The sequence below is a fragment of the Agrobacterium sp. CMT1 genome, assembly GCF_037203725.1.
Classification (GTDB): domain Bacteria; phylum Pseudomonadota; class Alphaproteobacteria; order Rhizobiales; family Rhizobiaceae; genus Agrobacterium; species Agrobacterium pusense.
Genome location: NZ_JBBCAR010000008.1, coordinates 33407 through 57042, shown reverse-complemented (window position 1 = coordinate 57042; position 23636 = coordinate 33407). Strand labels below are relative to the sequence as shown.

General features: G+C 59.4%; 17 protein-coding genes. 8 read left to right on the top strand and 9 right to left on the bottom strand.

From position 1 onward, the window contains the following. Positions 1-5 precede the first annotated feature (5 nt). Positions 6-1100: a beta-galactosidase BglB gene (bglB, locus tag WA845_RS13475; protein WP_174151551.1), complete on the bottom strand. Its 1095-nt coding sequence runs from the start codon at positions 1098-1100 to the stop codon at positions 6-8. Between the two features lie 13 nt (positions 1101-1113). After that, positions 1114-3636 carry a hypothetical protein gene (locus WA845_RS13470; protein WP_337322402.1) on the bottom strand — a complete coding sequence of 841 codons (2523 nt, stop codon included), beginning with the start codon at positions 3634-3636 and terminating at the stop codon, positions 1114-1116. Positions 3637-3831: 195 nt separating this feature from the next. Here WA845_RS13470 and WA845_RS13465 point away from each other — a divergent pair, with 195 nt between their 5' ends. Further along, complete coding sequence (locus WA845_RS13465; protein WP_337322401.1) at positions 3832-5112, top strand: ABC transporter substrate-binding protein; 1281 nt, start codon at positions 3832-3834, stop codon at positions 5110-5112. Between the two features lie 205 nt (positions 5113-5317). Next, positions 5318-7300: a phosphatase PAP2 family protein gene (locus WA845_RS13460; protein ID WP_337322400.1), complete on the top strand. Its 1983-nt coding sequence runs from the start codon at positions 5318-5320 to the stop codon at positions 7298-7300. Positions 7301-7355: 55 nt separating this feature from the next. Here the strand turns inward: WA845_RS13460 and WA845_RS13455 are convergent, their stop codons facing one another. The 5 genes from WA845_RS13455 to WA845_RS13435 form a co-directional block, all read right to left on the bottom strand. Beyond that, a complete protein-coding gene (locus tag WA845_RS13455; RefSeq protein ID WP_337322399.1) occupies positions 7356-8579 on the bottom strand; it encodes an MFS transporter in 1224 nt (407 codons plus the stop codon). Next, positions 8579-11008, bottom strand: coding sequence for a TonB-dependent siderophore receptor (locus WA845_RS13450; RefSeq protein WP_174151546.1), 2430 nt, complete (start codon positions 11006-11008; stop codon positions 8579-8581). Before WA845_RS13450 ends, WA845_RS13455 begins: the two co-directional genes overlap by 1 nt. A 109-nt stretch (positions 11009-11117) precedes the next feature. Then, entirely contained in the window at positions 11118-12086 is a 969-nt protein-coding gene (locus WA845_RS13445; RefSeq protein WP_045534443.1) for a FecR family protein, read from the bottom strand. An 84-nt stretch (positions 12087-12170) separates the two neighbouring features. After that, positions 12171-12677 (bottom strand): sigma-70 family RNA polymerase sigma factor, encoded by a 507-nt coding sequence (locus WA845_RS13440; RefSeq protein ID WP_006697272.1) that lies wholly within the window; start codon positions 12675-12677, stop codon positions 12171-12173. Positions 12678-12871: 194 nt separating this feature from the next. Further along, on the bottom strand, positions 12872-14020 hold the full coding sequence (locus tag WA845_RS13435; RefSeq protein ID WP_174151633.1) for an ROK family transcriptional regulator: 1149 nt from the start codon (positions 14018-14020) through the stop codon (positions 12872-12874). A gap of 207 nt (positions 14021-14227) precedes the next feature. On the opposite strand from WA845_RS13435, the gene WA845_RS13430 reads away from it, so the two are divergent. Beyond that, positions 14228-15124 carry a glycerophosphodiester phosphodiesterase family protein gene (locus tag WA845_RS13430; protein WP_174151545.1) on the top strand — a complete coding sequence of 299 codons (897 nt, stop codon included), beginning with the start codon at positions 14228-14230 and terminating at the stop codon, positions 15122-15124. A gap of 133 nt (positions 15125-15257) precedes the next feature. Here WA845_RS13430 and WA845_RS13425 read toward each other — a convergent pair whose 3' ends face one another. Beyond that, on the bottom strand, positions 15258-16007 hold the full coding sequence (locus WA845_RS13425) for an SDR family oxidoreductase (RefSeq protein WP_337322398.1): 750 nt from the start codon (positions 16005-16007) through the stop codon (positions 15258-15260). Between the two features lie 95 nt (positions 16008-16102). Between WA845_RS13425 and WA845_RS13420 the strand changes: the two genes are divergently transcribed. Next, positions 16103-17053, top strand: coding sequence for an AraC family transcriptional regulator (locus WA845_RS13420; protein ID WP_174151543.1), 951 nt, complete (start codon positions 16103-16105; stop codon positions 17051-17053). A gap of 113 nt (positions 17054-17166) precedes the next feature. Here the strand turns inward: WA845_RS13420 and WA845_RS13415 are convergent, their stop codons facing one another. Then, entirely contained in the window at positions 17167-18300 is a 1134-nt protein-coding gene (locus WA845_RS13415; RefSeq protein WP_108081245.1) for an ROK family transcriptional regulator, read from the bottom strand. 288 nt (positions 18301-18588) lie between these two features. Here WA845_RS13415 and WA845_RS13410 point away from each other — a divergent pair, with 288 nt between their 5' ends. The 4 genes from WA845_RS13410 to WA845_RS13395 all read left to right on the top strand — a co-directional run bounded on the left by WA845_RS13410 (position 18589) and on the right by WA845_RS13395 (position 23495). Beyond that, positions 18589-19581 carry an ABC transporter substrate-binding protein gene (locus WA845_RS13410; RefSeq protein ID WP_337322397.1) on the top strand — a complete coding sequence of 331 codons (993 nt, stop codon included), beginning with the start codon at positions 18589-18591 and terminating at the stop codon, positions 19579-19581. Between the two features lie 109 nt (positions 19582-19690). Continuing rightward, entirely contained in the window at positions 19691-20776 is a 1086-nt protein-coding gene (locus tag WA845_RS13405; protein ID WP_337322396.1) for an ABC transporter ATP-binding protein, read from the top strand. Continuing rightward, on the top strand, positions 20773-22458 hold the full coding sequence (locus WA845_RS13400; protein ID WP_337322395.1) for an ABC transporter permease: 1686 nt from the start codon (positions 20773-20775) through the stop codon (positions 22456-22458). Before WA845_RS13405 ends, WA845_RS13400 begins: the two co-directional genes overlap by 4 nt. 80 nt (positions 22459-22538) lie before the next feature. Then, positions 22539-23495 (top strand): hypothetical protein, encoded by a 957-nt coding sequence (locus tag WA845_RS13395; RefSeq protein ID WP_337322394.1) that lies wholly within the window; start codon positions 22539-22541, stop codon positions 23493-23495. The last annotated feature ends 141 nt before the right edge of the window (positions 23496-23636 follow it).

Genomic DNA, 23636 nt, shown 5'->3' with positions numbered 1-23636 from the left:
GATGCTCACGATGCCTTTGGCCTTTTCAGAAAAACGTCGATCAGAAGCAGCATCGTCAGTGCCTGCCCGTAGGGCGTGGGCAGGTTGGGGATGCGGCGGTAGAAATCGAGATCGTGGCCCATTGGCGTGCCGTCAGAGACGCCGTGAACGACGCCTTCCTCATCGATATTGCCGAGCACCGCTTTCAGCGCACGTTCCGCATGCGGACGGTTCTCGTCGCCGAGAATGCCGGCCTCGATGCCGCGCAGAATGCCATAGGCGATGCCAGCCGTTGCCGATGTCTCGACCGGCGAGGTCGGGTCATCCAGCAGCGTATGGAACATGCCGTCTTCACGTTGATATGTTCTCAGCGACCGCACCTGGCTCGAAAGCACATTGGCGAGGAAGCGTTTGTCCTTTCCAGAGAGTGTCGGTACTAGTTCGAAAAGCTCGGGAATGGCGACGGTGATCCATGAATTGCCGCGCGCCCAGAAAGCGTCCGCGAAATTGTGGCGACCGTTGAAGGTCCAGCCGTGATACCAGAGCCCTGTGACGGGGTCGGAGAGATAGCGCGCATGGATCATGAACTGGTAGACGGCCTCGTCGATCCAGTCCTGCCGTTTGCAGACAACGCCGGCGCGGGCGAGGAACAGACAGGCCATGAACAGCGTGTCGTCCCAGAGCTCCCCCTCATTCAGCCGTTCCTTCACGACATGCTGAAAACCGCCATCTTCGGTTTTTGGCAATTCATGCACCAGCCAGTCGGCCCAGTCCTCAACTAGCGCGCGGAAATCCGGCCGGTCGACATGTTCTGTCAGGATGACGAGTGGCAGCATCGGCGCGGAACTGTTGATCTGGCGCGGCGGCAGGCCACGGTCGATCTGCCACCCGTACCATGTCACGAGGTCATGCAATGCCTTCTGGTCATTGGCGGCGAGCGCCCGGCGTAGGAAACCATAGAGGCCAACACCCACCTCCCAATCCCATTCATCGAACTGGATCTTGCCATCGGAACTGCCGCTGACCAGACCTTCCTGAATGCCTTTGAGGCGGCTGAAGGCGGCGGCGACATTGTCGATGGTCGTCCTGAGAGTGTCTTTTTCCATGCTTGGCTGGTTCATCTGTCAATTCCGCTTAGGAGTAGAAGGGTTTTGCAGCGCTGCCCGAAGCTGGGTCGGCGCTGTCGAAGGTAATATTTGGTTGCGGCTGGTCATGGTCGAAGGCCATGGCCTGTCCGCCGATGGTGAAGGCGCCGTCCCAGTTGAGCGTAAGTTCTGGCCCGCCGGGTGGCGTCACTGCGAGCAGCCGGCTTTCGGCATCGAAGGTGACCCGTGTGGCGAGAATTTTCTCACGGAATCCGGCGAAGGCTTGCGCGTCGCCGCAGCCAATAACGCCGATCCAGCCGGCAAGGCGACCGGGTGATCTGATTTCACGGTTGGCGGTGGCGCCTGCGGTGATGAGTTCAAGTCCGTTCGTCGCGTAAAGGGCGGCAAAGCCTCGGCCGGAACGGGTGATGAGCCAGTTGCCTTCAATCAGCACTTCATCCAGTCCGTCTCGGCCGAGATAGGCGTGGGTCCAGTTATTGCGGTGATCTTCGGTATCGAAGATCAGCATCGCCAGATCGCGGTGGTGTGCTACGCGCGGCAGGATGCCGCTTCCCGCCCAATAGGACGGGCGCTGGCTGCCCCACGGATCGTCTTCACCAGGGTGATTGACCCAGAGCCGCGCCATCGGGTGGCCAGCAAGCTTGATATCAGTGACGTGCTGCTGGTGGCCCTTGCGGCCGGTCTTGTGATCGACAACGGCGGACAGCTGGGCGGCCTCGTTCTTGAACAGTACGAGCTTGCCGGGCTCCAGCCCCTGCGCATAACGCGCTTCGACCACACGGCCGCTTTGCAGCTGGGAGAAGGCAGCAAGATGCGCCGGCGGCAGGTAGTTTCCGCAGCAGAACATCGGCAGCGAGGCGACGCCGTTGTTGAGCCAGCCCTTGCCGAACGCAACCTGCGCAAAAGGCGCCAGTTCTGTCAGCGGCCCGGCGCGCAGCTCCTTGTCATAAGCCCGCCCCTGCGAACCGGAGGGAACGCCGCCCAGTGTGTGCAACGCGATCATTTCGAAAATGAGATCGAGCTGGTGGCGGGCGCGGGCGGCAAGTTCCGGCCCCGCCCAATGTTCGATGGCAAGAAGGCCGATAAAATCCACCGGGTAGTAGGCTGCCGAATTCCACTCGGCCAACCCATGCGCCTCGACGCTGTCGAACCAGCGCGCCAGCCGCTCAGCTGCCAGCGCGGCCTGCTGGCGCCCGCTACGGCCGGACGCGGTGAAGGTGGCGTCCGGCAGATAGTCGCCGGCCAGCAACTGGCTGGTGTGGAAGCAAAGGACGTGGTTTTCACTCCAGAACCACATGACGTCATTGCCCGGCTCGTCCACCCAGTAACGATAACCAAGGATCGAAGCATCGATTTGTGCCCGCATATCTGCAGGCAACCGGTCCCCATGAGCACGCACCAGCCACAGCAGCGGGATCATGATGAAATCCGAGCAGTCTTCGCGCCTGTCTATGGAGTGCAGCGTTGCATCGATGATGCCGCCGATCGTCTCGATGTCATCGCTGCCGGTGGCGACCATGGCAAGCGCGCGGCCGATGCGCCAGGCGCCGAAACGGGCGCTGAAGGAAAGCGCCGCCTTCTTCCGTTCATTGATGTCGTTAGAGGATGCTTCCGGCGCGATATCACGCATGAAGGCGGCGTCGATGACGCGGGTGACAGTGCCGGAACCCGATCCGAGGGTGATCCTGACGCCGTGATACCCGTCGGCAATGCCTATTGTTTCGGGGATCGTCAGTGAGGATTGCCCGGCTTTCAGCACCGTATCCACTTCCGCAAGCGCGGCGCGCTCATGGCCATGGCTTTTGACGGCGATGTGCACCGGCAGATCGCTTGCCGGCGCTGCGCCAAAGACGAGTTCGAGGGCGCTGCCAGAAAACACGTCGCGGGCAGGGTGCACGTCACGTACCAGCGCGGCCAGGCGCTTCGTCTCTTCCCGGTCGAGCGGCACCGGCAACACGACGGTGAGCGGCGCGGGATCAATAACCTCAAGTTCGAAGAACCAGATGATGTCTCGCTCCGCCAGATCCTCGCAGAGTAGCAGGACCTCGTTGTCACCGGCCGCCAGATCGAGCGCGATGTCACGGCTGCTTTCGACATTGCGGATAAAGGGTTCGAAACGGACCTGCTCGATGCCGCCTACCCAGATGCGAACGCCGCCACAGGTTCGCAGCCGGAAATGCGCTTTCCGTGCAGTCTCGCTGCGAAATGTGCCCTTCAGCCAGCGCTGCACATGGGTCGGAACATGCCAGAAGCCGGTGAATTCGACGCGGCGATTGGAACCGGGCAGGTTGAGGTGGGAGACTGGCCAGCCGGTATCGGGGGCTATGCTGCGGCCGATCATGGTCTGCTGGAAGGCCTTGCGGCAGGGAAGGTCGCCGACATCGACAAAACCGTTGATGAAGCGGTAGTTGACCCGATCTTCCGCCGGTGCCGGCGTGCCCGGAAACGATGTTTCGACAAGATCCGACACCATCCAGGCGGTCACCGTTTCGCCGTCCGTGACGGTGTATGTGGGCTGCGACGCGTTTGCCGCAAATGGTCCATCCGTCATAATGGATCGCCTCCCGTCGATCGATAATGAAATTATTTTCACAAACCTGTATTCGCTTTTCCGCTTCGATTTGTGCGATTTCGCCAAGACAAACAGCTTGACGTTTATTCTGTCAAGCCGCAAAACATCATAAATCGAACCAAGCAGAGGAGCTTTCGTTCGATTTATGAAAATCTTTTCATTGGGAGGATGAGCATGATGAAATTGTTTTCGGGTGTCAGCGCCCTGGTATTTGCCTCCGTTGCCGGTCTTTCTGCCGCGCAGGCCGAGACCCGCACGATCACGTTTCTTTTTACCGATGACGATCAGGGTTATGTGCAGCGCATGGCAGCGCTCAGCAAGGAGTTCGAGACGGCCAATCCCGGCGTGAAGATCAATTTCGTATCGTCGGGTTATGATGCCGTTTCCAAGCAGCTGCCGGTGCAGCTGGCGGTGGGCGAGGGTCCCGATATTGCCAAGATCACCGACTGGCAGCTCGCGCCCTATTATCTCGACATGCGGCCCTACATGAAGGATGCGGACGCCTTCGCGAAACTGCATGGTGTAAGCCTCGACCAGCTTCGCCTGCCCAATGTCAACGATCCGAAGTCGATCAATGGCTACATGGCGTCGCAGACGCTAAACCTGCCCTTCGTCAACAAGACGCTGTTCGAGCAGGCCGGCGAACCCTTGCCCGGCCCGACCGCCAAATTCAGCGAGATCGTCGAGGCATCCGCCCGTGTTGCCAAGGCGACGGGCGTGCAAATCCCCTTCACCATGGACCGGTCCGGCCACCGTTTCTCTGGCGGCGCCTTCTCTTACGGCTCCACCTATGTAAAGGACGGCAAGTTCAGTTTCCCCGACGATGCGGCGAAAAAATACATCGCCGATCTCTTCTCATGGACGCAAAACGGCAGCTTCCCCAAGGAAATGTGGGGTGCGGCGGGCGGTTCGCAGTACAAGAACATGGGTGATGAGTTCGTCAACGGCAATGTCGTGACGTATCTCGCCGGCAATTGGATGGTCAATCCGTTCCAGAACAAGATCGGCGACACCTTCGAATGGACCGCGATCAATGCTCCCTGCGGTGATGCGGGATGCTACGCGATGCCTGGTGGCACCGCGATCGTTGGCTTTAAACGCACCAAATACCCTGAAGATGTGGCGCATTTCATCGAATTCCTGGGCTCGGAGAAGGTGCAGCGGGAAATTGCTGAAAACTACGTCATTCTGACGGGTGCGGAGATCGCCAATCCGCAATACAAGCTGAAGAGCGAAAACGCCAAGGCGGCGATGCAGGTCTTCCTCGATAACAAAAAGAACGTGCCGCAGGCCGCGCGTGATTTCGAACGCGCCAAGGGTGGCAGCGCCATGTATCAACAGATCGTGCAGCGCATGAGCCAGCTTATCGTCGGTGAGTTGACGCTCGATCAGACCTACAAGGTTCTGGAAGATGACATCGCCAAGATCAACGAGGCTGTCGCGGTCAAGAAATAAGAGCGCCGCTTCGAGATAAAAAGTCGATCTGCCCGGGGCGACGCGTCGGGCAAATCGCGCCTTCATCTGCCGGCCGCTCTTTCACATGCGATCTATCTTAATCAGCATGCCGAAAAAAAACTGCCATATGCCCGGCTTAAAGCTGACGGCGCGCCGAGGCTTTGCGCGCTCCCCTTTCGTCACGCGTCAAATCACAGGATTCATCATGCCCAAATTGAAGATGTCGTCCATTCCCTCCGCACGCTCGGCACTGCTTGCCTCCGTTGCATTGCTGGTGCTCGTTTCGAGCGCCGAAGCATTCGATAGCAAGGCACCGGCTGGTCAGGGCTATGCCATCGCCGTGACGGAGCCGACTGCGGCCTACCCGCTGCCGCTTGCCGATAATTATCGCAACCAGACGGGCAAGAATGAGAAGGGCGAAAATGTCCGTGCCTATGACGACCATGACAATCCCGTCATCAAAATCCTCTCAGGCTTCAACCGGATCTGGACGCTTGGCGATGAGAAATGGGCCGCTGGTGGCGCCAACGGCGATGGTCCGACGGATTTTAGCCGTGCGAAGGCCGTTAATCCCGCGATCTGGCAGGAAAACATGCGCTATGTGCTGTCTGTGACCGGGGAAAACCGCACGACCGCCGCCGCTTTCAATGCCTACATGAATGATCGGCGCTCGCAGAGCTACAGCGTGATCAACGGCATGGGACCGCTTGCCGATTGGTATCGTGAGGGGTCGGGTGCGACCACCACGATCAACCATACACTTGCAGACTTCGATCCGAACGAGGTGATTACCCGCAAGGAGGAGGACAAGGGTACGGAAGCCGGAACGGCCGAATCCGAGTTAAAGAGCGTCGTGGCCTTGATGAAGGCGATCCGCGGACCGGAAGCCACGACATCGCCCGCGAAATACTTTTATTCCTCGCCGCGCCCGTGGCGGATGAACGATAAGGGTGAGGTTGTCGACAAGGGGACCGAGACCATCGGCGATCGTACCTTCGAAGGCTACGAATCCAGTGCCGGCATTGTTGTCCCGGCGCTGAAATATGCGCGCGAAAATCGCGGCCGTGGCAAGGATGGCGGTTTTCCAAGCGGCCACACCAATGCCGCCTATCTTGCCGCGATTGCCTATGCTTATGCCGTGCCGGAGCGTTTTTCCGAGTTGCTGACGGCGGCTTCGCAACTGGGCGAAAGCCGTATCGTTGCCGGCATGCATTCCCCCGTCGATGTGATCGGTGGCCGCATAACGGCAACTGCGATCGCCGCTGCCGTCTTGCAGGATCCAAAGAACGCAGAGGTCAAAAAGGCGGCGCATTACGACCTGCAGGCCTATTTCGTAAAACGCCTGCCGCAGGGCCAGTCTCTGATCCAGTTCGCCCATAGCGAGGGTCTGGAAAGCGACCCCTATGCCGATGCGGCGAAAAACCAGGCCGATTATCGCCGGCGCATGACCTACTCCTTCAGTCGCAACACGGCTTGGGGCCATGCACCCATGGTGGTGCCGAAGGGCGCCGAGGTTCTGCTCGAAACACGCCTGCCTTATCTTAATGCCGCACAACGTCGCGCCGTGCTGTTTTCCACCGGCATCGAGGCGGGTTATCCGCTGCTCGATGACAGCAACGGCTGGGGCCGCATCAATCTGGTGGCCGCTGCCGGTGGTTATGGTGCCTTTGACGGCGATGTCGAAGTGACGATGGACGCTGCGGCCGGTGGCTTCAATGCGCAAGACCGCTGGACGAATGATATTGCCGGGGCAGGGCGTCTCGTCAAATCCGGCAGTGGGGCGCTCACGCTCAGTGGCAACAATAGCTATGGCGGCGGCACGATTGTCAGGGACGGAACATTGGTTGCGTCTTCCGCCGATGCGCTTGGAACCGGTAATGTGCTGGTCGCGGGCGGCACGCTCTCGCTTGCGGCGGGCAGGGATGTCGTGATCGGCGGTGATTATACGCAGTCGGGCGGCACGCTGGCGGTCGACCCGCAGAAGACTGCGCTTCGGATCAAGGGCAATGCGATGCTAGATGGCGCGACGCTGAAGCTCGCTTTCGATGGCGGCGCGCCAGCCGCCGGCACGCGGCTCGACGTGATCTCTGCCAACGGCCTGACCGGGACATTCGCCACGATAGATGCGGGCAATGTGAGGGTGCGGCCGGTCTATACCGGTTCGGCACTGTCGGTGGTGGTGGAATAGGCCGATGCAAGGGGCCTGCCGGGCGCGGTTTAAGCCGCCGCGCCCAGAGGTTGGTTCAAGAATCCTGCCGCCGCATCAGCAGGAAGATGACCGGTGCGGCGAGCACCGAAACGATGGCGGCAATGATGAAGGAGGCTTGATAGCCGAATTTCTCGGCAATCGCGCCTGCGCCCAGCCCGCCAATCATGCCGACAACGCCATCCATGCACTGGAACAGGGTGAAATCGACCCCGGCCTGCCGGGGGTCGGACCAGCCCATGAAGCAGGCGTAAAGCGCGACGAAGCCGATGGACATGATGCCCGACGAGCTAGCCACCGCAACCGCCATGACGACCCATTGCGAAATATCGCGATGAACGCTGAAATAGGCGAAAAGGCACAACAGCGCAGTCTGCACGAAGATGGCGATGAGCAGGATTCGTGACGCCCCGTAGAGGCGTACCAGCGTTCCGCCGAGCAGCGCGCCGGCGAAACCGACGATCATGCTGCCCACGCCATTCAGTGCGCCGATGGTGGCGAGATCGAAACCGTAATCGACCAGGAACGGGCCGAGCATTGCCAGACCCCATTTCTGCGCCGCGACATAAACGGCCGCTACGAGAAGGCCGGTGCGGACTTCCCGTCGCTTGAGCGCGTTTTTGATCGATGGCAGGTGGTCCCGTGTTTGCGGGACCGTTCTTGCCGCCGGGCCGAGCAGGAAGGGGAGCGCGAGCAGGATGACCAGCCCGGCCATGACCAGCGTGGCGCTCGTCCAGCCGGCGCGGTCCACCAGCACCAGAAACAGGCCGGCGCCGATAGCGGAGCCGAGATAGGAGCCGCCTACCTGTGCGGCGTTGCCCCATCCATGATGCTCTTCCGCCAGCGTTTCGACCGCATAGCCGTCGCAGGCGATGTCGACTGTCGCCGTCACCAGCGCGATTACCGACAGGATGGCGATTGCGACGGAAACCGGCGACGGGCCGGTGAAAGCAAGAACAGCGAGGCCGCAGGCGCAGGCGGCGATGCCCGTGCCGACGATCACCCGCGACCGGTTCCTGCCAACGGGCGGCAGCCGGTAACGCTCCACATGCGGCGACCAGAGGAATTTCAGCGCCCAGGGCAGAACGACGAGATAAAGAAGGCCGATCTGGTCCAGCGGCAGTCCGGCGGTTCTGAGCACCGCCGGCAGGCCGAGAAAGGTCAGCCCGCCAATCACGCTCTGGCCGACATAAAGCCCGCCGACCGCCACGAAGACGGCGGCCGGCGACGGCTTGGTTGTGGCAGGGTTCTGCTGCAGCATCAGAAGCGATACCGGATGCTGCCGACGACCTTGCGGCCTTCGTCATAATAGCAGAAGCCTGTGGTGCAGACCTGTTTCACCTCGTCGAGAAGGTTGGTGGCGTTGATCTGCAATTTCACGCCTTCCAGCGAGGGCAGGGCCTTGCCGAGATCGTAGCGCAGCGAGGCGTCGACGAAGGTGCGGGCCTCATTGTCAAGAATGGGGGTGTGCTGGTTGTCGCCGAAGCTCGATCCGACGTAACGAACGCCCGCGCCGATGCCGAGGCCTTCGAGCGCACCGCTCTGGAACTCGTAATCGGCCCACAGCGAGAAGGTGTGATAGGGCGAGGAATTGAGCTGCTTGCCCACCGTTTCCGACGTCAGTTTGGTAATTTCAACGTCGTTATAGGAATAGGAGCCGATGAGGCTCCAGCCATTGTCGAGCGAGGCCGTGGCTTCGAGTTCCACGCCGCGCGAGCGCAGGTCGAGCTGGCGCAGCAGGTTGATGCCGGACGAGGTCTCATAGACCGTCGCATTGTCCTGATCGAGATTGAAGAAGGCGGCGCTCAGCAGGGCGTTATATTGCGGCAGGGCATATTTCACGCCGAGCTCATATTGCTTGCCGAGCGTCGGCTGCGCCTGTCCCGTTACCGTTCCCGTGGTGATGATGACGCCCGGATTGGCGACGAAGGAGGTGCCGTAGCTGATATAGGGCATCACGCCGCTGTCAAAGACATAACCGAGGCTGGCGCGGCCGGTCGTCTTGGTTTCATCGCCATCATAGATGGGAGCCGCTGCGTCTCCGACGGTCTGGGTCTGATATTCGGTGTCCAGCCAGTCGTGACGAATGCCGGTCGTCAGGCGCCAGCGGTCGATTTCGACCTGATCCTGCGCATAGATGCCGAGCGTGTTCATCCTCTGCTTCAGTATCAGCGACACATCAGGCACATAGGTGAAGGTGTCGGTGAAGGGGCTGGCGCCGCTGCCCTGTTTTGAGGTGTAGGACATGTGGCTGAAGTCGATACCGGTCAGCAGCGTATGTTTCGCCTGGCCTGTGTCGAATTCTGTCTTCAAGTAATTGTCGGCGGAGACGCCTTCATTGTCCTCGATGGTGATGCCGGGATAGTTGGCGAAGACCCATTGCTGGTCGGCCGAAAGGGCCGAATAACGCGCCTTGCTGTAGAAGGTGACGTTGTCGTTGATTTCATGCTCGAACTCATAGCCGATACGCCATTGTTTCTGCTCGAAATCATTAAAACGGGAATCGCCGCCATAAACCCGCGTCGCGCCGATCGACTTGCCGTCGCTGCCGTAATTGTTGATGTATCCCCAGGTGCCGCCGGTGGTGCTGTCCATATATTCGCCGAGCAACGTCAGCTTGGTGCCGGCATCCGGCTGGAAGGTGAAGGCCGGCGCGATGAACAGCCGGTCGTCCTTGATGGCGCTGATCTCGTTGCGGCCGTCGCGGGCCACCCCGGTCAGGCGGTAAAGCATGGTCTTGTCGTCATCGACGGCGCCGGAAAGATCGAAAGCGCCCTGCACGCGGCCGAAGGAGCCATATTGCAGCTCCACCTCGCGCAGCGTCTCTTCGGTCGGGCGTTTCGAGATGATATCGACAATGCCGCCGGAGCTGCTTGCACCATAGATGGAGGCGGCGGGACCGCGCAGGATGGAAACAGCTTCCACGCCATAGGGCTCGAGCCGGGCACTGCCGTTCTGGCTGCTGACCTGCCGCAGGCCGTCGCGGAAGATGCCGGTGGTGCTGAGATCGGTGCCGCGCACCTTGAAGGCGTCGAAACGCGGCTCCGCGCCATATTGGCCGATGCGCGCGCCGGGCGTGTAGTTCAGCGCTTCCGAGAGGTTCTGCGGCTTCAGGTCGTCAAGCTGCTTGCGGCTGACGGTGGTGATCGACTGGGCGGTTTCGGCAACCGGCGTATCGGTCTTGGTGGCGGTGCGGCCGGATTTGCCGACATAGCCATCGCTCTCGATGATGCCCCTGGCGCCTTCAAGGCCGGTGCCCTGCACGGTGATCGGCGCAAGCAGGGTGCTGCCGGCGGCAGCCGAACCGCCGCTTTCGGCGGTCTGGCTGGCGGGATCGAAAATGCGGACGGTATTGCCGCCGGCCAATGCATAGTTCAGTCCCGATCCGGCCAGAAGCCCGCTGACTGCCGCCGATACGCTGAGCGTGCCCTTGACGCCGACCGTGCTGCGACCCCTGGTGATCGCGGAGGGGTAGACCATGCGCTGATTGGCCTGGCGGCCGAAGCTGAGAATGGCGTTTTCCAGCGGCCCTGCGGGAATGGAGACGGTGACGGTGGCGGGTGCGCCGCTTGCGGCGGGCGGTGTCTGCGCGCTGGCGGTCGTGGCGCCCGGACCAGCCGAGACGATGCCCCCGATAATCGCCGTCGTCGTCAGCCAGAACCAGCCGCGTGCCTGCTTACCCAAATTCATGTCATTCCCTCTCACTCGTGATCTCATGCCCCCCGCTGAAACGGGTCCTGATTGCATAGAGTGAAAAGGCGGACCGACTCCTGACGTCGGATCTGCGAAAAAAGCTATTTTATCGCGAGCGGACGAAAACCAGCATTCCGGAAAGCCGCGATACCGAAACGGGAAGGCTCTCTTCGAGAATGGTGAGGGCCTGATCTGTGTCCTTGAGATCGAAGATGCCGGAGACGTGCTGCCTCGCCGCCGCCTCATCGAGGATGACGATGCGGCCCCGGCGATATTGCGAGAGAATATCGAGAACCTCGCGTAGCGGCTGGCCGGAGAAGACGAGCTTGCCTTCGCGCCAGGCCATGCTTTTGGCGACATCCTTGCGGGCGCGCATCAGCCGGCCGTCGCCGCCAAGGGTCACGGCCTCTCCGGGCGTGAGTACGGCGATCTCGGCGCCTGTGGTCACCTCCACCCGGCCTTCCTCCACCTGCACCTCCTGCGGCAGCGCGCCATTGCCGGTGCGCACCGAATAATGGGTGCCGAGCGCTTTTGCCGTCAGCGCTCCATCCTCGACGATGAAGGGCCGCTCCGGGTTTTTGGCGACATCGAAATAGGCTTCGCCGCGAAGAAGGGTGATGCGCCGTTCCTTTTGCGAATAATGAACCGAAATCGCGGTATCGGTGTTCAGGCTGATGCGGCTGCCGTCTTCGAGCGAAAGCAGGCGTGTTTCGCCGATTTCGGTGTAAAAATCCGCCTGCCAGCGGTCCTTCAATCCGCTTTTCTCCGCAACCAGCGCTGCAAGCCCGATGAGGCAGAGACCGGCAACACCCGCCAGCATTGCCCGGCGAGGTCCGCGCCGTTTTCGCTGTTCAACCGGCGCAAGCTCTATATCGCCAAGCTCGCCCCAGAGGCTCTGCATGTCCTCATAGGCGCTGGCATGGGCGGCGTCGGCCCGCAGCCAGACATGAAACGCCTCGCGCTCCGCCTCCGTCGCATCTGCCGATTGCATGCGCGCCACCCAAAGCGCGGCCTCTTCGGCCAGACCGTCATCGGTCAAGCCTTTATCCTTCAGACCGTCCGGGCGCTTGTTCATGTCCTGATCTGCCGTTCGTTGCGTGCTGAGATGTGTCCCCTCTCCCGTATAGAGTGAAAAAGGATGCGAACACCTGATGACGGTCTACATTTTTATTTGCGCGCGGACCTGACGGCAGTGCAGCAGCGCCTTGATGATGTGTTTTTCCACCATATTGCGGGAAATGCCGAGACGGGCGGCGATTTCGCCGTTGGAGTGGCCATGCAGGCGGCTGAGCACGAAGACCTGCTGGCAACGCTTGGGCAGGGCCTCGATGGCCCGTGCCATTAAAATAAGGTGCTGCCGCCCGGCGACGATCCGCTCCTGCCCCGGCTCTTCGCAGGCAACGGCAAAACCCGCTTCGTAGGGTGCGAATAATGGCCGCTCTCGCGACTGGCGAATGGCTGTCAGGCGGGCGACGGACCGGGCGATCTGGAAGAGATAGGCCTGTGGATTGTCGATCAGCGTGGCATGAGAAACCTCCAGCGCCCGCAGCACGGTTTCCTGCATGGCGTCGGCAGCGTCTTCCCGGTTCTGCAGGCGCCGGCGGAAAAACCGCATCAGGCGGCTTTCCTCGTCGGCATCGAGAACCTGTAACAGAGCTTTGCTCATCAATCGACCCGGTGGCGTACTGGCTTGACGCATGAAGCAACAGGATATGCTGCGTCATGTCATAAACATGATAGTTGCAATCATATTTATCGCCCTTGGATGCAAGCTGCCAACCAGTAAAAAACCGGGGGCGAAATCAGGCTCACGTTTCCGTTATGATTGTTGCGGGATTACATCAGGCCGCTTGGGCTGAGTTACAGGAAATAGCGCACCCCGAGCGGCAGCAGCGCCGCACCTATGGCGGATGGATCGCCCTTTGTTTCGCTGAGAACCAGCTTGGCCTCCTTCGGTCCGACGCCATAACGGTGTTCGCGCTGGGAAGGCATGTGCGTGCGCTCGATCATCATCTGGCCAAGTGCGCGCGGCAATTGTCCACCGAAGACGATGGCCTGCGGATCGAGAACCGCGATCAGGCTCGCTACTAGCCTGTCCACCTGCGGCATGGTCTCGTTCAGCCATTCCTCAACGCCCGGCCATGTGGGGTCGAACTGCTGATACAGCGGTTCGATCGAGTGAATGTCGACACCGTTTTTCTGCAGGGTGGCGATCAGATATTGCAGGGCCGGCCGTTTGGGCGATTCATCCGGGCTGTATATGCCGCTGAATTCGCCGGCATTGCCATGGAAGCCGTGGAACGGTTGCCCGCCGAGGATCAAGCCGCCGCCGAAGCCGTAATTGAAGGACAGATAGGCGAAGGTCTGACACCAGGAGCCGACACCTCGAAGGCTTTCGCCGATCGCGCCCGTGGTGGCGTTGTTCTCCAGCCAGACAGGCAGTTGGAACCGTTTCTCAAGGATAGGCTTCAGGTCCATCAGCGACCAGTCGCGAAGAGGTTCAGGCGCGTTGAAGGCGCGGTCCTCCGACACGAAAAAGCCGGACATGGAAAAACCGAGACCAAGCAGTCGCTCGCGCGGAATGCCATGTTCCGCCAGCAGCCGTTCGAGCGCCAACGACAAGGCCGCGAGCGTCTCTTCCCGGTCCTCCGGAAGCATCTTCAGCTTTTCCTCGACAATGACATCGCAACGGAAATCGGCGATGCAGATCACCAGGGAGTCGGTGTTGATGGAAATGCCAAGAGAGTAAGCCGCTTCCGGCACGAGTTCGATGGTCGGGCTCGGCTGGCCGCGTGTGCCCTTGATCGGTGCGCCGGTACGCAGAAGCCCACGCTCCAGCAGGCCCTCGATCAGGCGGTGCACGGATTGCTGGGTCAGGTTCGTGTGGCCGGTGATCGACGCGCGGGCAATGGGCCCCTGGCGGCGCACGATATCCAGAATGAGACGCTCGTTTTCGCTGGCAAGCGGCTGGCGGTCGAAACTCTGGGGCTGGGTCTGATCCATGGTCATCGCTCTGGATAATGGCTGTGCGGGGCGGCTGCAATGCGGACCACCGTGGCTGACATAACTTTTCATGGATCCTGTTATAAATAATACACTATGAGTGTATTAAATCCAGACGCTCAACAACCGGTTCGCAGGAGCCGCCTCGGCCGCGGCACTGGGAAAGTCTGACACCGGCAACCCCGGTAAACACAACGTCTGAAAGTGAAAATCATGCATCAAACCCTTGCCGCCTCTCGAAATACCTCCAGCCCCTGCAATGTCCTTGCGCTCTGCTCGCGCGACAATCCGGCCATTCTGACCATTGCCCATCGCGGTTTCTGGACCGCCACCGCCGAAAATTCGCTGGCTTCCGTCCGTGCCGCGGTTGCAGCGGGGGTAGAGATGATCGAGATCGACACGCAGGCGACGGCCGATGGCCAGCTGGTCGTGATTCACGACGGGACAATCGACCGCACGACGACGGGGAAGGGCGTCGTGAATGCGCTGCCCTTCGAGGTGGTCCGCGCTGCAAGACTGAAGGCCGGTGCGGGTGGCGATGCGGCCGAGGTGACCGATGAATGCGTGCCGACGCTGGAAGAATTGCTGGAAGAGGCGCGCGGCCGGATCGCCGTCAATATCGACACCAAATTCGCCCGCGATCTGCCACTGGTCATGGAAACCGTGCTGCGGCTCGGCATTCAGGATCAGGTGCTAGTGAAGACCGATGTCGACCCGGAAGCCGCCCGTTTCGAGGTGCTGGATGCGCACTGGTTCGGCAAGATCCCACACATGCCGATGTTCCCGGTGCGGAAGGGCAAGTTTGCGGAGGATTTGCGTCGTATCGAGGCGTTGTGTGCGCCGATGATCGAAGTGAAATTCACCGATATAGCCGATCTCGCTGAAGGTCGTGCCGAGATGGAGCGCCAGAACATCCGTCTCTGGATCAACACGCTCGACGTCGCCCATTGCCTTGATTTCAACGACACGCGCGCGCTGGCGGACCCTGAAGCCGTGTGGGGCGCTCTCGCCGGGGCCGGCGTCGGAGCGATCCAGACGGATGAGGTCGAAGCTTTCACCGGCTGGCTAAAGACGGCCCCCGCCGCGACCGGTAGAGCATGGGCAAGATGAGCAAGCGTCTCGAAGCGCCGTCGCCATCGTCCTGGTAAAGTCGATGGCAGATGTGTTGAAACATCTGCCATCTGCATATCAGCCGGCTGAAACGCCGCAACCGAGCAATGTCCGGTCGGGCCGCTATCGGTCGTCAGTTCGCCCGGGACAGCGCAATTGCATCAGGACCTGCGGGAAAACGAAGCTGGCCGGATAGGTCATGGACGGCGCTCCAGATCGCGTCGGCAACATCGCCTTCGCTGCTCGTCATGGCCGGTTTGGCGAAGCCTTCAAGGATTGGTCCTGCAAAATCCATGTAGTCTTTCGGCAGCAGTTGCTCCAGCGGAAGGATGGCGTTTGTCGTGAAGCGGGTGGTCGGGGCATAGCCCGGTTCCACCAGCTTTACCCTGATATTGAAATGACCCAGTTCATGCGCGAGCGAGCCGGAGAAGCCCTGGATTGCCTGCTTGCTGGCAGTGTAGGCGGCGGCGAGCGGGAAAGAGGCGAGCGTGGCGCTGGATGTTACGTTGATGATGGTGCCGGATCTGCGCTTTCGCATCTGCGGGATTATGGCCTGCGTCATCGCCATCACACCGAAACTGTTGGTCTCGAAGATCGTGCGGATTGCCGATATGGGTGTCGCTTCGAAAGCGCCGACCATACCGATGCCGGCATTGTTCACCAGCACATCGACCGGACCTGCCGCATCGATCAGCGCCGCGATGCTTTGTTCGTCCGTCACATCCAGCGGCAGGACGCGCAACCGCGCAGTATCGCCAACGAAGCGGTCGGGATCCGGATGCCGCATGGTGGCAACGACATTCCAGCCACGCGAAAGAAAGAGCTCTGCGGTTGCCTTGCCATAGCCCGATGAGGTGCCGGTGATGAGGATCGTTCTGGTCATCATAATCTCCTTTGTTTGATATGGCCGGAGATAGACGATGTGCTCTGGATGATATATGCTCGTAACACCACAATTTATTATTGATCGTCCAGATAATGGATCCTCTCAGCGATATTATCGATCTTTTGCGGCCGAGCGCGGCCGTTTCGAAGCCGATTTCCGGACGAGGCCGATGGGGCGTGCGTTATCGCGCCTATGACGCCCCGGGCTTTGCCGTCGTGCTGGTCGGTGCGGCATGGCTTATGATCGATGGCCGGGAACCTCTGCGGCTGGCGCGTGGCGATTTCCTGCTTTTGCCGTCAACGCCCGCCTTCTCGCTTTGCAGCGACGGCGACGTCGACTGCATTCCGGTCGAGCCGCAAGATCAGGCGGTGCGGCATGGGCAACAGCATGGGGAACCGGATTTTGTTGCGCTGGGAGGAAGTTTCACGTTCGAGCGGATCAACGCGGCGCTGCTGCTTTCGTTGATGCCCGAGTTGATCCATGTGCCTGCGGGAGAGGGTGGAGCATCCAGGCTGGCGCGTCTGATCGAGTTGCTGGCGGAGGAGTGCGCGCGCGAGGATGTGGGCAAGGATTTGATCATACGGCGCATGCTGGAGGTTTTGCTGGTTGAAGTGCTACGTCGGCCGAACGCCGGTAACGAGGCCATTCCTGCAGGACTGGTGAAGGGAATGCGCTTGCCGGGGCTTGCCCGCGCATTGTCCGCCATGCACGCCGATAGACGTGTGAATTGGACCGTGGCCGAACTGGCTCGCATCGCCGGCATGTCGCGTTCGGCCTTCGCAGCACGATTTAATGAAATGCTAGGCTGCGCGCCGATTGAGTATCTGGCTCGCTGGCGGATGGCGCTGGCCAGGGACGCGCTGATACGCGGGGTGAAGTCCCTCGATGATATCGCGGAGGAGATCGGCTATGAATCCGTCAGTGCATTCAGCACCGCTTTCCGCAGAAGAAGCGGTGTCGCTCCTGGCGTCTTTGCCCGCGCAAATGGCGACAGACGCCGACAGCAGGCAGGATTTTTCCAGCCGTTGCCGGTCATGCGGTAAGGGCCGTCCCGGCTTACCGCGAGGGAGGGGCGGAATAGGCGGGTTCGCTCCACAGTAGGCGCCGCGGATCTTCGGCGGCTCTTATTGGGCAGACGGCTACCGGCTAACAGCGGCTAAGCCCATCCCTTCAGCGCCCTACCTGAATAATAGCTGGGCGTCGTGGCACGGTAGATCGGTATGCTGGCTGCACCGAGATGCGGCAAGTCACTCATCATCGATTTGCGTATTTCGGGGGGCTCCACGAAGAAATCCTCGCCAAGCATTTCCAGCGACCCGATGCGCTCCACGATATGGTCGAGAATCCAATCGGGCAGTGATCCGCCAAAAATGATGGCGCCGGGATCCATCGTGCGGGCGACGGTCAGAGCCAACACCCGCAGCTGGTCCGTTGCCCTTTCAAGCCAGGTAACCACCGCCGGATGGTCGCGATAGCTTTCATCAATATCCCTTAAGCGCCGGACACCCACCCCGTGGGCGGCGAGCGTGTCGCAAAGATCCTGTCCGGAGGGACGAGGATGTGATTTGGGAAACAGGCCACCAAACTCGCCAGCATTTCCGTTCGTGCCGCGATAAAGATGACGCTGCACCACGACGGCGCCGCCGATACCATATGTCAACCAGATCATCGCAAAGTTACGGATACTGCGGCCCGCACCGTAATAAAGCTCTGAGAGAATGACGGTGTTGCCGTCGTTTTCATGAAAGACCGGGAAATCGAAATAGGGTTGGAAGTCCTTTTCGACGTCTATATCGCGCCAGTTCTCGAACTGCCTGATGCGAAACACATGGCCTCGATCGCGCTTGAAGTGGCCCGGAAAGCTGATGCCGCAACCCAGGACATCCTTCTTTCTTATTTTAGCCTTTTCCAGCACTTGGCGGGAAGCCCTTTCAGCCATTTCCATGATGTGTTCGAAACTGTGCCCTTCGAGTTCGGACCGAATTTCCTGCCTGATCGTGCCGTTCAGATCGGCGATACAAACACGCAGATCGTCTGGATTGAAATAGACCCCCAGAGTGAATAGTCCATTCGGGTTTATTTCAATTGCCGTGGAGGGTTTGCCGCGCTTGCCGCCACTGCGAGCTTCCTCCGCCTCGAGGATCAGGCCGGATTCGAGAAGATTTGCGGTCAGGCGTGTTAGGGTCGGTGCAGAAACATCCATCTCGCGTGCCAGCTCGATACGCGACATGCCTCCCTTTCCGCGCAAGATTTCAAGCAGTCGCCGCTCATTGTAGCCGAGGTCGATCAAACCATTCTCCTGCGAGACGTTACGCCGGATGAATAGCGCAAACCAAGCGGTTGTACAGCAAATTTCGATGAGTCAGAGGCATATCGAGCCAGTATGAGGCGAATTGAGTTTCCTTAATTCCCCGTTTTATCAATGAACTAGGGCCTTTAGGAATTTTAGAACCGATCGCCGCTTGACTTATTAATTTACGTAAAGAAAATAAATATCAGACAACGAGCAACGACACCAAAAATAGCAAGAACCTGTCGCAAGTCCTCGTCTGTCAGGGAACAAAAAACGGAGATCCTCATGCGTCAATCATGCACTATTTTCGCGCGCCTTTTTACTGGCGCAGCATTCCTAGCAAGCGCCGCACTCGCCCACGCACAAGGCACTGTCGTGGTGTATTCGGCAGCGCCGCAGCAGCTCATGGACGAGTTGTTGCCAATGTTTGAAAAGAAGACCGGCACCAAGGTGGAGCTTGTTAAAGCTGGATCCGGCGAGCTGATGAACCGCATTAAGGCAGAAAGCGGCAAGGCGGGGGGCGACGTGATCTGGAGCGTTGACGGCACCGTCATCGACTTCTCCGCTGATCTTTTCGAGCCTTACAAGCCTGTCGAAGCGGCCGCGATCAACACAGCTTTTTCGCCGAGTGCGAACTGGGTGCCTTTCACAGCTGTCGTGACAGCCTTCATTGTCAACAAAGAGGCTTTGAAAGGCGCGCCGGTTCCGACGTCCTGGGCCGATCTCGCCAAGCCTGAATATAAGGGCCTGATCTCCTCGGCCCGCGCTGATCAATCTGGTTCAGCATACATCCAGATGGCAACTGTCTTGCAGGACTTCGACAGTGAGGAGAAGGGCTGGGAGATCTATACCGGCATCATTGGTAACTCTGTCCTATCCACCTCTTCCGGCGCCGTTCCACGTTTTGTCAATGATGGCGAGCAGGCCGTAGGCATTACGCTCGAAGATGCCGCTCTGCGTTACAAGCTAGGCAGCGCTCCGGTCGAGATTGTCTACCCACAAGAAGGCACGGCAATAGCGCCCGATGGTATGGCGCTCGTCAAGGGTGCGCCGAACGCCGAGAACGGCAAGGCTTTCATCGATTTCATCGTGTCCAAGGAAGCGCAGGAAGTCGTGGTGAAAGCCGGCCGTCGGTCGGTACGAACCGATGTTCCGGCAAACGCGGCACTTGTTCCGCTCTCGGATGTTCCTGATGCGAAATACGATTTCAAGTGGGCTGCCGACAACCGATCGCGCCTGATGGAAAAATGGAACGAGATACTTCTCGACGTCCAGTAAGAGCATAGGGCGGCGCATCACGCGCCGTCCCCCCTCTACTCGTTCACATCCACATTTTCATTCCGTCCATCGTGGTCGCGCGCCGCGCAGGATATTCTTGGAGCAGCACATGGCCGCCGTTGAGATTAACAGCATCAAGAAAAGCTATCGGGATGTCGTTGCACTCTCCGACATCAGCATCTCAATTCCTTCTGGATCATTTTTCACGCTGCTTGGCCCGAGCGGTTGTGGAAAGACCACCCTTTTGCGCACGATCGCCGGGTTTCACCAACAGGACAGTGGCAGCATCAGCATCGAAAGACAGACGATTGAGCATGTGCCCGCCCATAAGCGTGATGTCGGGATGGTGTTTCAGGATTATGCAGTTTTTCCGCATATTTCCGTGTTCGATAATATTGCCTTCGGTCTGAAGCAACGTAAGGCATCGTCCGGCGAGATCCGCGAACGAGTCGCCAAGATCCTCGATATCGTGCAGCTTGCTCCGTATGCCAAGCGCATGCCGCACGAGCTTTCCGGCGGCCAGCAGCAGCGTGTGGGCCTCGCGCGCGCACTGGTCATTAATCCCAAAGTGCTCTTGATGGACGAGCCGCTATCCAACCTCGACGCCAAACTGCGCGTGGACCTGCGGCGGGAACTGCGTGAAATCCAGCAGGCCATGAACATCACGACGGTCTATGTTACCCATGATCAGGAAGAGGCGCTCGCCATGTCCGATCTGGTTTGCGTCATGTATGGGGGAGTAATTCAGCAGGCTGCGCCACCCTGGGAAGTCTACAATAATCCCTCTAACCGTTTCGTCGCGTCTTTCGTTGGGGCCAATAACTTCCTGACGCTTGATCGCACGGGCGGGCAGATATTCCTGTCAGGCCACAAGGTTGCACTGCCGCAAGCGGATGCGATTTCACCGGAACGGAAGGTCGTCGCAGCGATCCGCCCCGAGGCGATTTCAGTGGGTCCTTCCGCGATCTCTGCTCAAGACCGCATCGACCTGCCCGTGACCATCCGTCAGGTCAGTTTCACCGGACGTGAAATGAACGTGGCGGCCGTACTCTCCTCGGGTGAAGAGATCGAGGCAATCACCAAGCCGTCACCAGAGATCATCGCCCTTGAGCCGAACCAGAAGACAACCTTTTCCTGGCGGGCGGCCGATACTCAGCTTTTCGGTGAAGGTGTGACGGGGGAGCGCTTGTCATGACGGATATGACCGCCACTTCAACGCCTGGAGGTTTCCGCCTGCGGCTGCCGGGTTTCTGGACAAGTGTCACGGCGCTTGCCGTGATCTTGCTGGCAATTTTCCTGATCCTTCCGATATTCAGTGTGTTTTTCATCAGCTTTTTTGATGCGAAGACCGGTGCGTTCGGGCTCAGCAACTACGCGGAGGTGTTCACGCGCCGGTTTTACACCGTGGCCCTCTGGAACACATTGCTGATCGGCGTCCTGGGCATGCTCGGTGCCTGTCTTCTTGGGATCCCGCTTGCATTTTGCACGTCGCGTTATCGCATCAAGGGACGCACATTCATCGCGACCTTTGCAGTTCTTGTTCTCTGCGCACCGCCTTTCATCGGTGCTTATGCCTGGATCATGCTGTTCGGTGCCAACGGTGCGGTCACCAACCTTTTGTCTTTTGCCGGCATCTCATTGCCAACGATTTATGGAATACCCGGCATCGTCATGGTCTTCAGCCTGAAGTTCTTCCCCTATATCTTCCTGATGACGGAAAATGCCCTGAACACCATCAACAAGTCTTATGAGGATGCGGCGGAAAACCTTGGCTGCACGGCGTTTGAGCGTTTCCGCAAAATCACCTTGCCCCTTGTTTTTCCAGCAGTCAGCACAGGTGCGATCATCTGCTTCGTGCTTTCCATCGCCGACTTCGGAACACCCGCCATTCTCGGCAAGGGCATCAGGACGCTGTCGACGATTGCTTATGCGCAATATACCTCCGAAATGGCGGGCACGCCGACCATGGCCGTCACGATTTCAATGGTAATGATCGGGATTTCCATGGCAGCGCTTCTTCTCCAACGGCACATTCTCGCCAAGCGCCGTTACGCCAGCTCCCTGACCAACCGACCCGTTAAGCAGTCGATGCGCCCGCTGAAGTCATTCATCGTTCACGGTTTCTGCTATCTGGTAGTGTTCATTGCCATGCTACCTTCTCTAACGGTCATCTATACATCTTTCCTGGCGACGAACGGCCCCGTCTTTTCCGGTGGCTTCGGGTTTGACAGCTATGCTCGCATCTTGAGGGATTCCCCTCAGGCCATCGCCAACAGCTTTACCTTCGCACTGGCCGCAGTGGTGCTTATCGCGGTCGTCTCCGGACTCCTGTCCTTTATCGTCGTTAGGCGCGATAATGCCGTTTCCGGCTCGCTCGATCTGTTGTTGATGGTGCCGTATCTCATTCCGGGCGTCGTTATGGCGATCGGTTACGTCACGACGTTCCGATATCCTCCTTTCGATATCACCGGGACGGCGCTCATCATCATTCTTCTGGTGTTCATACGCCGGCTGCCCTATGGCGTCCGATCCACGACATCGATCCTCAGGCAGATCAAGCCATCGATCGAGGAGGCGGCGGTTAATCTTGGAGCTTCACCCGCAAAGACATTTCTGTCGGTGACGGTGCCATTGATGTTGCCAGGCCTCATCATCGGTTCGCTGATGAGCTTCATCACCGCCATCAACGAACTTTCCTCGACGCTGATCCTTTATACGGCGCGCACGATTACCATGCCGGTCCTGATCTACATCCAGGTAATCGACGGTGAATTCGGGGCTGCGGCCGCGCTTTCGACCGTACTATTGGTTAGCACCGGGATCTGTGTCTTCGTCGTCTTTCGCCTTTCGGAAGACAAGGAAGCTTCCTTCGTCTGACCTCTTACACCCCAGTAAAGATAATAGCTGCGGTGACCGACGTGTCGCCGTCCGCTCCCCTCTGCAAGGAAATCAACAAAATGAATATCGCGAGCTTTTCGCAATCGAAATACAAGAACGCCGCAACGCCGGGGGACGACGTGGCAGTTCTTCTTCCCGGCCGGGTGCTGGCTGTTTTCGACGGTGCGACCGATCCGACCGGAGCAAGTTACGACGGGCTGAGTTCCGGCCGTATCGCCGCACTTGCCGCAGCAAACGCGGTCGCCGAGATGAGCATAAAGGGCACCTTGCAAAGCTGTGAGGCGGCAGCTCTGTTTCAAAGTATCAGCGACCTCCTGAAATGCGAGGCGAAGCGCATCAATGCAAGCCATCCGCCATCCACAACGCTCGCGATTGTCGCAGATCTGGGTGACAGTTTTCGCCTGCTTCTGGCCGGGGATTCTGGTGTGCGTATCAACGGTACCCGCCTGCTGCAGCACGCCAAGCTGATAGACAAGGTCAGCACGTCGGCGCGAATTCATGTTTTCAAAGGGCTCCTGGCGACACATGGGGACGGCGATGCTGCTGAGGCAAAAACCCGCGCCACCATATTTTCCGGCCTTCACGCTGCTGTTAAAGCTGGCATCATGCCGATGCCGGAAGCCGAAAAAGTCGTCGCCGCCGCGGCTGTCGCAAGCGGCCTTCAAAACGATATGGAAGCGGTCGAAGAGTTTCTGATGGGCGGCATTCGTGTCCAGCCACATTATGCAAACAGGCAGGGCCATGTTCTCGGTTACGCGTCGATCAACGGTGGGCAGGTGATAGGGGAGGGCTTGGTCGATCTATCCCTTGCCAAGGACACGGTCACAAGCCTCGAAATTTTCTCTGATGGTTATCTGTCATTGCCAAGCGGCATCGACGTCGCAGACTGGGAAGCGGAATTTGCCCGCGTCGAGGCAGCAGATTTTCACAAGCTCAGCGACTACCCGTCGGTGAAGGGATCCACAACGGGCGAATTCAGTGACGACAGGACGGTGATATGCCTAAAGGCTCGGTAATAAATCTGCTGCGGCAGGTATTGGGTCGCTGGCTGTGTTCTACCAGGCTGCAAGATCCCATAATTGACTGCCAAGGTCTCGCCACTTTGTGGGAGTGTTAAAGCCGACTGAAAGACGCTGTGTATCTGAGGTCGTCGGGGG

Coding starts and splice junctions, on each gene's coding strand:
- bglB (WP_174151551.1), bottom strand. CDS start 1,100: ATGAACCAGCCAAGCATGGAAAAAGACACTCTCAGGACGACCATCGAC.
- WA845_RS13470 (WP_337322402.1), bottom strand. CDS start 3,636: ATGACGGATGGACCATTTGCGGCAAACGCGTCGCAGCCCACATACACC.
- WA845_RS13465 (WP_337322401.1), top strand. CDS start 3,832: ATGATGAAATTGTTTTCGGGTGTCAGCGCCCTGGTATTTGCCTCCGTT.
- WA845_RS13460 (WP_337322400.1), top strand. CDS start 5,318: ATGCCCAAATTGAAGATGTCGTCCATTCCCTCCGCACGCTCGGCACTG.
- WA845_RS13455 (WP_337322399.1), bottom strand. CDS start 8,579: ATGCTGCAGCAGAACCCTGCCACAACCAAGCCGTCGCCGGCCGCCGTC.
- WA845_RS13450 (WP_174151546.1), bottom strand. CDS start 11,008: ATGAATTTGGGTAAGCAGGCACGCGGCTGGTTCTGGCTGACGACGACG.
- WA845_RS13445 (WP_045534443.1), bottom strand. CDS start 12,086: ATGAACAAGCGCCCGGACGGTCTGAAGGATAAAGGCTTGACCGATGAC.
- WA845_RS13440 (WP_006697272.1), bottom strand. CDS start 12,677: ATGAGCAAAGCTCTGTTACAGGTTCTCGATGCCGACGAGGAAAGCCGC.
- WA845_RS13435 (WP_174151633.1), bottom strand. CDS start 14,020: ATGACCATGGATCAGACCCAGCCCCAGAGTTTCGACCGCCAGCCGCTT.
- WA845_RS13430 (WP_174151545.1), top strand. CDS start 14,228: ATGCATCAAACCCTTGCCGCCTCTCGAAATACCTCCAGCCCCTGCAAT.
- WA845_RS13425 (WP_337322398.1), bottom strand. CDS start 16,007: ATGACCAGAACGATCCTCATCACCGGCACCTCATCGGGCTATGGCAAG.
- WA845_RS13420 (WP_174151543.1), top strand. CDS start 16,103: ATGGATCCTCTCAGCGATATTATCGATCTTTTGCGGCCGAGCGCGGCC.
- WA845_RS13410 (WP_337322397.1), top strand. CDS start 18,589: ATGCGTCAATCATGCACTATTTTCGCGCGCCTTTTTACTGGCGCAGCA.
- WA845_RS13405 (WP_337322396.1), top strand. CDS start 19,691: ATGGCCGCCGTTGAGATTAACAGCATCAAGAAAAGCTATCGGGATGTC.
- WA845_RS13400 (WP_337322395.1), top strand. CDS start 20,773: ATGACGGATATGACCGCCACTTCAACGCCTGGAGGTTTCCGCCTGCGG.
- WA845_RS13395 (WP_337322394.1), top strand. CDS start 22,539: ATGAATATCGCGAGCTTTTCGCAATCGAAATACAAGAACGCCGCAACG.